Origin of the sequence: Hydrocarboniclastica marina (genome assembly GCF_004851605.1) — a bacterium.
Classification (GTDB): Bacteria; Pseudomonadota; Gammaproteobacteria; order Pseudomonadales; family Oleiphilaceae; genus Hydrocarboniclastica; species Hydrocarboniclastica marina.
The window spans coordinates 34,134-47,185 of record NZ_CP031093.1 but is presented as its reverse complement, the minus strand read 5'-3'; the positions used below and the strand labels follow the sequence as shown (position 1 = coordinate 47,185).

At 62.7% G+C, this 13,052-nt stretch carries 8 protein-coding genes; 5 read left to right on the top strand and 3 right to left on the bottom strand.

The genetic code is table 11. The features are described from left to right. Positions 1-26: 26 nt before the first annotated feature. The 4 genes from recC (at position 27) to soil367_RS00180 (ending at position 9,593) form a co-directional block, all read left to right on the top strand. Positions 27-3,545 (top strand): exodeoxyribonuclease V subunit gamma, encoded by a 3,519-nt coding sequence (gene recC / locus soil367_RS00195; protein ID WP_136545785.1) that lies wholly within the window; start codon positions 27-29, stop codon positions 3,543-3,545. After that, positions 3,538-7,191: an exodeoxyribonuclease V subunit beta gene (recB, locus tag soil367_RS00190; protein ID WP_136545783.1), complete on the top strand. Its 3,654-nt coding sequence runs from the start codon at positions 3,538-3,540 to the stop codon at positions 7,189-7,191. The genes recC and recB overlap by 8 nt, the downstream gene beginning before the upstream one ends. Further along, complete coding sequence (gene recD, locus soil367_RS00185; protein ID WP_136545781.1) at positions 7,181-9,268, top strand: exodeoxyribonuclease V subunit alpha; 2,088 nt, start codon at positions 7,181-7,183, stop codon at positions 9,266-9,268. The genes recB and recD overlap by 11 nt, the downstream gene beginning before the upstream one ends. Positions 9,269-9,353: 85 nt before the next feature. Further along, the gene (locus soil367_RS00180) at positions 9,354-9,593 is read left to right on the top strand and encodes a DUF1653 domain-containing protein (protein WP_136545779.1); all 240 of its coding nucleotides are present in this window, start codon (positions 9,354-9,356) and stop codon (positions 9,591-9,593) included. A gap of 62 nt (positions 9,594-9,655) precedes the next feature. Here the strand turns inward: soil367_RS00180 and soil367_RS00175 are convergent, their stop codons facing one another. Further along, a complete protein-coding gene (locus soil367_RS00175) occupies positions 9,656-9,910 on the bottom strand; it encodes a YheV family putative zinc ribbon protein (RefSeq protein WP_136545778.1) in 255 nt (84 codons plus the stop codon). Between the two features lie 112 nt (positions 9,911-10,022). Next, positions 10,023-12,074 (bottom strand): oligopeptidase A, encoded by a 2,052-nt coding sequence (gene prlC, locus soil367_RS00170; protein WP_136545776.1) that lies wholly within the window; start codon positions 12,072-12,074, stop codon positions 10,023-10,025. 85 nt (positions 12,075-12,159) lie between these two features. On the opposite strand from prlC, the gene soil367_RS00165 reads away from it, so the two are divergent. Continuing rightward, complete coding sequence (locus soil367_RS00165; protein WP_136545774.1) at positions 12,160-12,693, top strand: gamma carbonic anhydrase family protein; 534 nt, start codon at positions 12,160-12,162, stop codon at positions 12,691-12,693. Positions 12,694-12,716: 23 nt separating this feature from the next. Here soil367_RS00165 and soil367_RS00160 read toward each other — a convergent pair whose 3' ends face one another. After that, on the bottom strand, positions 12,717-13,028 hold the full coding sequence (locus soil367_RS00160) for a PA4642 family protein (protein ID WP_136545772.1): 312 nt from the start codon (positions 13,026-13,028) through the stop codon (positions 12,717-12,719). Positions 13,029-13,052 lie beyond the last annotated feature (24 nt).

The window sequence follows — 13,052 nt, the reverse complement described above, 5'->3', positions numbered from 1 at the left end:
GCGCCCTAACCTGACCGAGTAAGCGCATGCCGAGCACGGACCACGCACCGGCTTCCGGGCTGACCATTGTCCACGCCAACCATCCGGAAGACCTGAGAGAGCTGGTGGCGGGGCTGATCCAACGTAACCCGTTGCGCCCCCTTGAGAACGAAGTTTTCCTGGTCCAGAGCAATGGCATGGCCCAATGGCTGAAGCTCAAACTGGCCCAGGACGACGCCTGTGGTATTGCCGCGGCGCTCGACATGCAGATGCCGTCCCGCTTCCTCTGGTCGGCCTACCGTGCGGTGCTGGGCAAAGGGACGGTGCCCGACCATTCGCCTTTTGATCGTGAGCCCCTGACCTGGCGCCTGCTGCGACTGCTGCCCGCGTGCCTGGATGACCCGCTGTTCGAGCCCCTGGGCCACTTTCTCGCCGTGGATGACGATCTGCGCAAGCGCTACCAGCTGGCTGAACGACTGGCCGACCTGTTCGACCAGTATCAGGTTTACCGGGCGGACTGGCTGGCCGCATGGCAGGCAGGCGACGACGAACTGATCAGCCCACGCGGGGAAAGACACCCCCTGGGCGCGGACCAGCGCTGGCAGGCAGCACTCTGGCGACGCCTTCAAAGCGACGTCGGCCCGGACCTTGCCGATAGCTCGCGGGCGGAAGTCCATCGTCGCTTTCTCGAACAGGTGCGCCTGCTCGGCGAACGCCCACCCGCATTGCCACGCCGCCTGACCGTATTCGGCATTTCCTCGCTGCCCCAGCAGATCCTGGAAGCCCTCGACGCACTGTCCCGTCATCTTGCTGTTCAGATCTATGTGCACAACCCCTGCCGCTACTACTGGGCAGACATTATCGAGGAGCGCCACCTGCTCCGGTTCGAACGCTACCGTCATCCGGACAAACCGGGCCTGCAGGGCCTCGACGCTGACCAGTTACATAGCCGCACGAACCCTCTGTTGGCGGCCTGGGGCAAGCAGGGACGGGACTATATCGGGCTGCTATACGACTACGACAATGCCACCAGCAGCCACGCCAGCATTGACCTTTTCCGAGACCGCAACGACGCAGCGCAGCCACACCTTCTCCACCAGGTTCAGCAGAAAATTCTCGACCTCGAGCCCCTGCCGCCTGCGGATCAGCCCGAAAAGCGCGAACCGGTGGCTGCAGGGGACCGCTCGGTCGCCTTCCGGCTGGCCCACAGCCGGCAAAGGGAAGTCGAGATACTGCAGGACCATTTGCTGGCGCTGCTGGACGAGACACCTGCAGGTGTGGCCGACAAACAGCTGGCGCCGCGGGACATCATCGTCATGGTGCCCGACATTGCGGCCTACGCGCCGCATATAGAAGCTGTTTTCGGCCGATTGGCGCCGGACGATTCCCGTTATATCCCCTACAGCATCGGCGACCGCAGTGAGCGCTCGAGCAACCCGATTCTGGCCGCCCTTGAGAGCCTGCTGACTCTGCCTGAATCCCGTTTCACCGTCAGCGACGTGTTGGGGCTACTCGATGTTGCCGCGTTCAGGGCAACCTTTGGCCTCAGCCAGGAGGACATGCCGGCCCTTCACCGCTGGATCGAACAAAGCGGCATTCGCTGGGGCCTGCACAGCCGCCAGCGCGAACATCTGGACCTGCCGCCCGGCCTGGACCAGAACAGCTGGCGCTTCGGGCTCAAGCGTATGCTGCTGGGTTACGCCGGGGGGAGCGGCGGCGCCTGGCATGAGATTGAACCCTTTGACGAGATCGGCGGGCTGGACGCAACTGTCGCCGGCAAGCTCTACCGCGTCGTTGAAACTCTGGAAGACTACTGGCAACGATTGCGGCAAACCCATTCCCCGGATGAGTGGAGCATCCACCTGCGTGACCTTGTCCTTGAGTGTCTCCAGCCCAGCGATGATGACGCCCTGGTTCTGGAGCAGTTCCAGGAAGTGCTGAGGCAGTGGCAACAACATTGCGACGAGGCCGGACTCACTGAAAACCTGCCACTGTCGGTCGTCCGCGATGCGCTCCTGGCTCGCTTTGAAGAAGTCAGCCTTTCCCAGCGTTTTCTTGCCGGGCGGATCAACTTCGGTACGTTGATGCCCATGCGCGCTATTCCTTTCGAGGTGGTCTGTCTCCTCGGCATGAACGACGGTGAGTATCCACGCCAGCGCCCGCCGCTGGACTTTGACCTCATGGCCGAGCAGTACCGTCCGGGCGACCGCTCGCGCCAGGAGGACGACCGCTACCTGTTTCTTGAGGCCCTGCTGTCAGCACGCCGGGGATTTTATCTGTCCTGGCTGGGCCGCAATGCCCGCGACAACAGCGAACGCACCCCGTCCGTCCTGGTTGGCCAGTTACGCGACTACCTCGACGCCGGCTGGCAAATGACAGATAACGCTGGCGAAAATGTTCCGGTCAGTCAGGGGCTGACCCTGTTGCACCCGTTGCAGCCTTTCAGCCGGGTCTACTTCGAGTCCATGGGGGGCCATGACCCCTATTTCACCTATGCCCGGGAATGGGCCGGCCTGCATACCGTGCGGACCGAGGCTCTGGTAGGACAGGCCCGTGCCGACACCCCCCTGATCCTGCCGCCGCAACCACTCGACGCTGCCCTGAGCCTGGATCAACTGCACCGGTTCATGCGCTACCCGGCGGATGCCTTCTTCAACCAGCGCCTCAATGTCTGGTTTGGACGCAGTGAAGAGCCTACCCCCGAAGACGAGCCCTTCGTCCTGGATGGGCTTGCCCGGTTCAGCTACCGCAGCGAGATCTTCGAGCAGTGCCGCAAGGCCGATATCGCAGAGCAGGAAGACCTGTTGTCCGAGGGGCTCGAGCGCCTCAGGCGAGCGGGGCGCTTGCCCATGGGCGCCGCCAGGGCTAACGTCAGCGAGCAGATCGAGGCGGAGGTCCGCGAGACCCTGGCCCACTGGAACCGTGTGATGGCACGATGGCCCGCTTCTGCAGACCCGCTTGAGCTGGCACTCGATGGTCTGATACTGCCGGAACTCCCAGACCAGCAGGTCATAGCCCTGAATGACTGGGTTGACCACCTTTACGGCGACGGCAACGGCAATCTCGCCTGCATTCTGGCGCAGCCGGCGCAGGCCTGGAATGGCAGGCAGGGCAAGCAATCCCAACTCAAATACCACTACTTTATCGCCCTCTGGCTACGGCATGTGGCCCTAGCCGCCGCGGGTCAGCCGATAACGAGCGTCCTCGTCTCCACCGACGGTGCCCATACGCTGCCTGTCGTTGAACAGGCAGCAGCCGTTCAAAGCCTGCAACGGCTGCTTACGGCCTGGTACACCGCTCAGCAGCAGTGTCTACCCCTGGGCATGGGCACCGCCATGGCGCTGCTTCGGGATGAGCCTGAGGAGCGGACGGACCTCCAGCGTTACCTCAGCGCTTACGCGGGCGCTGACTTCGGCCCGCCCGGCGACCTTGGCGCCAGTCCAGCGCTGGAGCGCTGCTGGCCTGACCTGAACGCCGCCTGGCAGGCGGGGCTGCCGGCATGGGCAGAACAGGTTTACGGTGATTTTTTCGCCAGTGTGCAGCAGCGGGAGCGAGAGCATGAGTGAGCCACTGCGACCGCTGACATTCCCACTGCGCGGCACCCGCCTGATTGAAGCCAGCGCCGGGACCGGGAAAACCTTTACCATCGCCGCGCTCTACGTTCGCCTGGTACTCAACCACGGCGGCAGCAAAAGCTTCGGTCGCCCACTGACCCCGGCGGAAATCCTGGTGGTAACGTTTACCAAGGCGGCGACCGAGGAGCTGCGCGACCGTATCCGCAGCAACCTGGCCGCGGCGGCGCGCATGTTTCGCGGCGAGCCTGTGGACCATCCTTTCCTGGCGCCCCTACGCAGCGAATATGAGCCTGAGCAGCACCTCGGGCTCGCCCGCCGACTGGAGCTCGCAGCCAACAGTATGGATGACGCCGCTATATTCACCATCCATGGCTGGGCCCAGCGGATGCTGCGCCAGCACGCTTTTGACAGTGGCCAGGCCTTCAATACTGAAATTGAAGAGCAGCTGGAACCGCTCTGGCAGGAGGCGGCCCGGGACTACTGGCGTACCTTCGCCTACCCGTTGAGCCAGACCGCTTACGCCGCATTGGCTGATGCCCTGGGGTCGGCTGACAGGCTCGCGGCGCTGGCCCGGCATTACCCGCGGTCCCTCCACAGCCTCGACACCGCCTGTTATCAGGAGCTGGCCCACTGGGAGGCGGGTTGCCTGGCGCAGGAGAGCCGCGCCAGGGACAAGTGGCGCCAGGAGGAGCCGGGGATTCTGTCCTGGTTCGAGAACGCGCTGGCCGAAGGCCATCTCAATCGCACCAGTCACAAGGACGACGTGGTGCGCCAGCAGCTGCAGGAGCTGTCCGCATGGGCCAGGGGCGAGACGGTCTTTATTGCCGACGACCACGGCAAACTCGGCAGTCGTCGCCTCAAGCTCAAAAAGAACATCGCCTTGCCCGACTTTGTCGCCCTCGAAGCGCTGTCTGACCTGCAGGACCGGTTGATGCTGCCGGACCACATGAGCGGCCGGCTGCAGGCCCATGCCGCTGCCTGGTGCCACAACCGGGTCGAGGTCCAGAAAAAGCGCCGCGGCAGCATGAGCTTCGACGATATGCTCCATCACCTTGATCAGGCTCTGGCAGGTGCTGGCGGGCCACGCCTGACGGCGACCATTCGCCAGCACTTCCCGGTAGCGCTGATCGACGAATTCCAGGACACCGACCCCGAGCAATACCGTATTTTCCGGCAGGTCTACAGCCAGCGTGAAGACCTGGGCTTCTTCATGATCGGTGATCCCAAACAGGCCATTTATGGCTTCCGTGGCGCCGACATCTACACCTATCTGGCGGCGCGACGTGACAGCAAGGGGCAGCATTTCACCCTCGACACCAACTTCCGCTCGGTGCCGCCGCTGGTCGCAGGGGTCAACCAGGTGTTCGAGTATGCTGGCCGCCGCCCCCAGGGCGCGTTTCTGCTGGGTGATGAGATTCCCTTCGAAAGCGTCGGCAGCCGCGAGAAGCCCGATGAACTGCAATGGAACGGCCGGCCGCTGGCCGGCCTCACCTTCTGGTCGCACCCCGGGCTGGGTTTCAGTAACAAAAGCGATTACCTGGCCGCGCTGGCAAACAGCTGCGCCAGCGAAATACGCCGTATGCTCGGCGCAGCGCGCGCCGGCGAGGCCCGGTTCAGCAACCCTCGTCGACCTCTGCAGCCGTCGGATTTCGCCATCCTGGTGCGGGACTTCAATGAAGCCGGTGCCATCCGGACTGCCCTGGCCCAACGTGGTCTGCGCAGTGCCTACCTGAGTGACCGGGAGTCGGTCTTCGCGTGCGCGGAAGCGACCGATTTGCTGATGTGGCTGCGCGCCGTGGCTGAAGCCGAGCGTGAGAGCCTGGTCCGGGATGCGCTGGCCAGTCGCACGCTCAATCTCGACCTCGCGCAGCTGGATGTGCATAACGAGAATGAACTGGCTTGGGAGGCGCGTATAGAGCAGTTCCGGGGCTACCGGGTGCTCTGGCAGCAGCGCGGCGTGCTGCCCCTGATGCGTCGGTTTCTTGAGGATTTCGATGTTCCCCGACGCCTGCTGGCCCAAGCCGATGGCGAGAGATCCCTGACCAATCTGCTACATCTCGCGGAGCTGCTGCAGAGCCAGGCCAGCCAGCTCGATGGGGAGCAGGCATTGATACGGTTCCTGGCCGACCAGATTGATAGCGGTGGACATGACCTCGGCGAGGATGCCGTGTTGCGCCTGGAAAGCGACGAGGACCTGATCAAGGTCATCACCTTTCACAAGTCCAAAGGGCTGGAGTATCCCCTGGTTTTTATCCCGTTCGTCGGGCTCTGCCGGCCGCTGGGGAAAAGCCGCGGCCCGCTCATCGCCTTCCACGATGACCAGGGCGCGCCATGCTACGCCGACGCCAACGATGCCGAAGCCCTGGCGCGGGCCGACCGCGAGCGTCTGGCCGAAGATCTGCGGCTACTCTACGTTGCGCTCACGCGCGCCCGCCACGCCTGCTGGGTTGGTCTGCTCGCGTATGGCCAGGACAGGAGCAAGGGTTACAGCTGCAAGCTGGCGCCGTCCGCTATTGCCTATATTCTCAATGGCGGCTGCGAACTTGCGCCCCAGACGCTCTGGGACGCCCTGGAAACCCTTTGTCACGCCTCGCCCGCTGTCACACTGGAGCCGCTGCCGCCAACCGATGATGTGCGCCTGCCTCCCGCCGTAGAGCAAACGCAGCCCAAGGCCCCGCGGCGGCCTCGTCTGAAACCGACTGAATCCTGGTGGATCACCAGCTACAGCGCAATTCTGGACGGGGCCAGAGCGCAACCGGACCGGGCCGAACTGACTGCGGCCCCGCAAGAGGCAGGCAGCAGCCCGGCCCATGAAAACATGGCCGAACTGCGCCATGAGCCAGCCGAGCGGCACTTCCAGGCGGACGGCCCTGGCCTCCACGGGCTCCCCCGGGGCGCCACGGTGGGCAATTTCCTGCACAACGTGCTCGAATGGATGGCCGAACAGGGCTTTGGCACCGTCGCCGATCACCCGCAACTGCTGGAAGCCCACCTGGAGCAAACATGCGCCGCCCACGGGCTTGAAGAGTGGGCCACAATGCTCGCCACTCAGCTCCAGCGGATTATCCAGGTGCCGCTGCAAACCGCAGGCAATGCGCCTGCGGTCCCGAGCCTGGCCAGCCTTGACCCGGAGAGTTACCGTCCCGAGCTGGAGTTCCTCTTTCCGGCCAATACCACTTCCACCCAGGCGCTTGATCAGCTCGTCGTCGACACGGTACTGCCGGGTCGGCCCCGTCCCCGGCTGCGTCCGCAAACACTCAATGGCATGCTGAAAGGCTACATCGACCTGACGTTCGAGGTGAACGGGCGCTATTACGTGCTCGATTACAAGTCCAACTGGCTGGGCGAGGACGATAGCTGGTACACCCGGGAACGCATGGCCGAGGCCATGCTTGAACACCGCTATGACCTGCAGTACGTGCTCTATATTCTGGCCCTGCATCGCCTGCTGAGATCACGCTTGCCCGGTTACCGGTACGAGAGCCATATTGGCGGCGCCTGCTATCTGTTCCTGCGCGGTTGCTCCAGCCCGGGACAGGGTATATTCAGTGATCGGCCGCCCCGCAAGCTCATCGAAGCGCTGGATGAGTTGTTCCGGGCCCAGTCGCTGCAGGGGGAGTTGTTCGATGGCCTCTGATTCCCTTCCATTGCACCACCAACTGACGGCGTGGGTGGAGCGGGGCTGGCTGCGTGACATCGACCTGGCGCTGGTGCAGTTTCTCCACGGGCAGGCGCCAGAAGCCAGGGATGATGCCCTTTTGGCGGCCGCACTGGCCAGCCACCAGCTGGGCCGCGGCCATATCTACCTGGATCTGGCGCGGACTTTGGGCCACCCCGACGAAGCCCTGTCTCTTCCGCCCGAGGGCGACAGCAACAGTGAGGGCCTGGCTTTGCCCTCGAGCTTGCTGTCCGGCTGGACACTCGACGGCTGGGCGCAGAGCTTGCGGCAGTCTGGCTTCGTCAGCATGGGCACAGAGCGCGTTGATGGCGCGAGCACGCAGTCTCTGCCCGGCGCTGCAGAAGACGATAACCGGCCGCTGGTGCTGGACCGGGGCAGGCTCTACCTGCGCCGCTACTGGCAGTATGAACAGCAGGTCGCCCGCGCCATTCGTTCACGGCTGGAACAGCCCGTAACGGGTGACGACCGGGATCTCAGCCGTGTGGTCGAAACGCTATTCCAGCCTTTGCGCAGTACCGAAGAGATGCCCAGCACTGGCGTGCACTGGCAGACGGTAGCTGCGGCGCTGGCGGCGCGCAGCCGGTTTACCATCATTTCCGGGGGCCCGGGCACGGGTAAAACCACCACCGTTGTCCGGGTGCTGGGCGTGCTGCAGCAACTGGCGCTCGACGCCGGCAGCCGGCCGTTACGCATCCATCTCGCCGCGCCCACGGGCAAGGCCGCAGCACGACTGACTGAATCGATTGGCGCGGCAGTCGATCAGCTTCCCCAAGATGTCCAGCCGTTCATTCCGCTGACGGTGACCACCCTGCACCGGCTGTTGCGACCCAAGCCCTTCTCGCGCAAGTTCCGCCACGATGCAGGTAATCCGCTGCATCTTGATCTGCTCGTGGTAGATGAAGCGTCGATGGTAGACCTGGAGCTCATGGCGGCTTTGCTCGATGCCCTGCATCCGTCGACCCGCCTGATCCTGCTGGGGGACAAAGATCAGCTGGCTTCGGTGGAGGCCGGGGCGGTACTCGGCGAATTGTGCCAGGGCGCCGACCAGCCCGGCTATAGCCAGAATCTGGTCCGCTGGCTGTACGATTGCACCGGCTATGACCTGACCCCCTGGCAGGCCCAGCAGGCGGCTCTTGCGGCTGACAACCCGACTATCGACGACCACATTGCCCTGTTACGTAAAAGCCACCGATTCGGCGCCAGCAGCGGCATTGGTCAGCTGGCCGAGGCGATAAACCGACAGGATGCCAGCCATGCGACGAAGCTGATCCAGCACGGCGGTTTCAGCGATGTCGCCTGGATCGCGACACGGGCACCGGACGGTGTTGAGTCGGCGCTTCTTCGGGAGCTCATCCTTGAAGGCGCAGCCACGCGCTTTTCCCATCCTGATGAAAGCGGAGGCTACAAGGCCTATCTGGACATTGTCCATCAGGGCCCGGACCGCTTCGACAGTTTTGATGCCTGGACCCGGGCCGTCCTGGCGGCGTTCGGACGATTCCAGGTTCTGTCGGCGCTGCGCAAGGGGCCGTTCGGGGTAGAGAGCCTCAACGTTGAAATCGAGAAAATCCTGCGTGAAGTCCGTCTGATTGGCGGCGCTGGGGCCTGGTATGCCGGCCGTCCGGTGCTGGTTACCCGCAACGACTATAGCCTGGGTCTCATGAATGGGGATGTCGGCATCGCCTTGCCCGACCCTGAATCCGGCGATCACCTACGTGTCTGCTTCCAGGCGGCAGACGGCGCCGTCCGCAAGGTGCTGACCAGCCGTCTGGTATCGGTTGAAACCGTCTTCGCTATGACCGTACACAAGTCCCAGGGCTCCGAATTCAATCACACCTGCCTGGTCCTGCCGGACCGGGTCAGTCCGATCCTGACCAAAGAGCTGCTCTATACCGGCATTACCCGCGCCCGTGACAGGTTCAGTCTGGTCGTTGCGGATCGACGAGTATTCCAGGCCGCGGTCGAGCGCCGTACCCAGCGGGCGTCCGCCCTGGCGGAGCGGCTTGCGGAACCGTTTCGGGTTCCCGGCGAGTGCTGATGCTGTCTCAAACCTTGCGATGCATCACGTGATGGGCAATAGCGAGAAAGCGGCGTACTATCGAAAAAGGACAGGAGGCCGATCAATGAAGCTACCGAAACCGGGACGGTACCGGCACTACAAAGGCGGCGATTACGAAGTGATCGGGGTCGCGCGCCATAGCGAAACCGAGGAAGCTCTGGTGGTCTACCGCTGCCTGTACGGCGACCATAGCCTCTGGGTCCGCCCTCTGGCGATGTTTAACGAGACAGTGCACATGGCCGGAGAAGAAGTCGCCCGTTTCGCCTATTGTGGCGAGCCCGCCGACAACGGCAAAAACGATTAATACAAGCCGGACAGGCTCCAGCATGATCGGGTCCGCTTCGCCCGAGTCCGGGTCGCGCTAACTCACTTCTTGGTGTCGTCCTCAGCGGCGGACCGGAAGAAAACCACCGGCTCCAGTTTGGCGTCTCTACGGGGCTGATTCACCCGTGTCTCCAACTCGGCACCTTCAGACGGGCTATCGCTCTGCTGATCGCTGAAACCACAAGCCACGCACTCACGAACCTGGGTGCCGTCCTGCTCGAACATCATGATCTTGTCCATCTCCGCACAGCGGGGGCAGACCGCACCGGCGATAAAGCGCTTCACTGTCTGGGTCATTTGCCTACTCTCGTGTCCGTCCCGCCCCCTTACGTGCTCGGGCGGGAAAGAAAAGATCAAAACCTGTGTCCAGTCCGGGTAATTCGTTAACCTACGAGCCGCGGACGGGACGCTAAGCCACCGCCGGCTGGGGCTGAATGCCCCACTGCGCCAGCAGCGCGTCAACCTGGGGCTCACGACCGCGGAAGGCGACGAACAGCTCCATGGGCTCCTGGGAGCCGCCTTTTTCAAGGATATGCTCGCGGAATGCCTGCCCGGCCTCGGGACTGAATATGCCTTTCTCCTCAAACAGTGAGAACGCGTCCGCTGCCAGAACCTCGGCCCACTTATAGCTGTAGTAGCCAGCCGCGTAACCCCCGGCAAAAATGTGGGAGAAACTGTTGGGGAAGCGGTTGAAGGCAGGCGGGCGAACCACCGCGACTTCTTCGCGAACTTTTTCCAGCAGCGCCAGGGGCGAAACCGGCTTGTCGGGATCAAACTCCGCATGAAGACGGAAATCGAACAGTGAAAACTCAATCTGTCGCAGCATCTGCATACCCGATTGGAAGTTCCTGGCCGCCAGCATCCGCTCCAGGTACTCCTGGGGCAACGGCTCACCGGTTTCGTAGTGACCAGAAATCAGCGCGATCGACTCGGCATGCCAGCACCAGTTCTCCATGAACTGGCTGGGCAGCTCAACCGCATCCCAGGCGACACCATTGATTCCGGAAACATCGAAGACTTCCACTTGCGTTAGCATGTGGTGCAGCCCGTGGCCGAATTCATGGAACAGCGTTGTCACTTCGTCGTGGGTCAACAGCGCGGGTTGATCGCCGACCGGCGGCGTGAAATTACAGGTCAGGAACGCGACAGGCTTCTGCAGGTGCCCGCGCAGATTGCGGTAACGAACCCGGCAATCCGCCATCCAGGCGCCGCCACGTTTGCCTTTGCGGGCGTATGGGTCCAGGTAGAACCAGGCCAACGGCTCACCGTCACGGCTGATCTCGTAGACGGTCACATCTTTGTGCCAGACCTGGGCATCATCGATCGCACTGATCCTGACGCCGAACAGGCGCTGGGCTACCTCAAAGAGCCCGGGGATCACCCGGTTGGCCGGGAAGTACGGTCGCAGCATTTCGTCGGAGATCTGATACCGGTGCTGGCGCAGTTTCTCGCCATAGAAACCGATGTCCCAGGCCTCCAGGCCTTCCGCACCGCATTCGTCCCGGGCAAATGCCCTGAGCTCCTCGAGTTCTTTCTCGGCCACGGGACGGGACTTCTTCGCCAGTTCGCCAAGGAAACCGAGCACTTCTTCCGGCGTGCGCGCCATTTTGCGTGCCAGGGAGCGCTCAGCATAGCTGTCAAACCCGACCAGCTGCGACTGTTCGTGCCGGCGCCGGAGGATATCGGTCATGATCGCGGTGTTGTCCCATTTACCCGCGAACGGCCCCAGTTCCGAGGCCCGGGTGACGAACGCCTCGTACACCTCTTTGCGCAACGCTCGGTTTTCGCAGAAGGTCATGACCGGCAGGAAACTGGGCGCGTCGAGGGTCAGAAGCCAGCCCTCCATCTCGCGCTGCTGGGCTGCCTGGCGCGCGCCGGCCTGGGCCGTTTCGGGCATCCCGGCAAGTTCCGACTGGTCGGTAATCTGTTTGCTCCAGGCCTGGGTGGCGTCCAGCACATTGTCTGAAAAGCGGCTGGACAGCTCCGCCAGTTCGCCCGAGAGTTTGGCAAAACGCTCTTTTTTATCAGCCGCGAGCGCCACGCCAGATAGCTCAAAGTCACGTAGCGTGTTATCGATAGCCTTGCGCTGGGCCTGATCCAGCCTGGCGTACTGCTCGCTATCCGCCAGTTTCCGGTATGCCGCGTGCAACTGCTGGTTCTGGCTGACCTCGGTGCCGTATTCGGTCAGCTGGGCCAGGCAACCGTTGTAGATCTCGCGCAGTTCGGAGGTGTTCTGTACGGCATTGAGGTGACTGACTACGGACCAGGCCCGTTCGAGCCGGTCTTCCAGCGATTGGATCGGCTGCACCAGGGTTTCAAAGGAAGGCTCTTCCTGTTGGGCGATAGACTGGATCTGAACGCGATTGTCGCTTATCAACTGGTCGATCGCCGGCTTGATGTGCTCTAGCCGAATAAAACTGAAGTGAGGCAGCTGGTCTTCGGTGAGCAACGGGTTTTTCATTCCTTTCCCCCAATGTCAAAAGATACGATGGGCCAATGATGGGCGTGATAAGCGTGTTTTACCAGTAGCGCAATAGGAGTATGTAATGACGAATTGCCGTTCTCACAAGGGCATAGCACCGAAATTCGGGCAGCGGGTCTGGCTTGACCCCAGTGCGGTAGTCATTGGGGATGTGGCGCTGGGAGATGACTGCTCCGTATGGCCGCAAACAGTCATCCGGGGCGATATGCACCACATTAAGATCGGCCAGCGGTGCAGCATCCAGGATGCCTCAGTGTTGCATATTACTCACGCCAGCGACTTCAATCCCGGCGGCTGGCCACTGGTAATCGGTGATGATGTGACCATCGGCCATCGGGCACTGCTCCATGGCTGCACCCTGGGTAGCCGCATACTGGTGGGAATGGGCGCAATCGTTATGGATGGCGCAACAGTGGAGGATGAAGTGATCCTCGGCGCCGGCACCTTGGTGCCCCCGGGCAAAACCCTCGCGACGGGTTACCTGTATGTTGGTAGCCCGTGCCGGCAGGCCCGGCCGCTTACAGACGGGGAGCGGTCGTTCTTCACCTATACCGCGGCCAATTACGTGCGCCTCAAGGACGAGTATCTGGCTGGCTGAAGCTGTTGGGGCGCTTCCGAAGGTCAGGATTTCCGGTTGTGGGTGGCGCCGAACTCTTTCAGAGCCTCGGCATACTCAACCGAGCGCCGGTGCTGGCTGATCAGGTCGAGAATGGTCTCGCCGCCCGGGCTCAGGCTGTCCAGATCACGCGAGGCTTCGGTAAAAAAGCCCAGAAAGCGGCGGAAGTCATCGGCCCGCATTGACTGGTAGGCGCGCTCAAGGACAAAGTAATCCTTGCTGATGCTGGTATCGTAGGGTTCCAGCGACAGAAAACTGCTGACCCGCTCGTCGCTCCATTCTTCGTCCAATACCTTGGGTTTATCCGGCCCGGCCACAGAAATACCTCTTTGCCCTGTTGA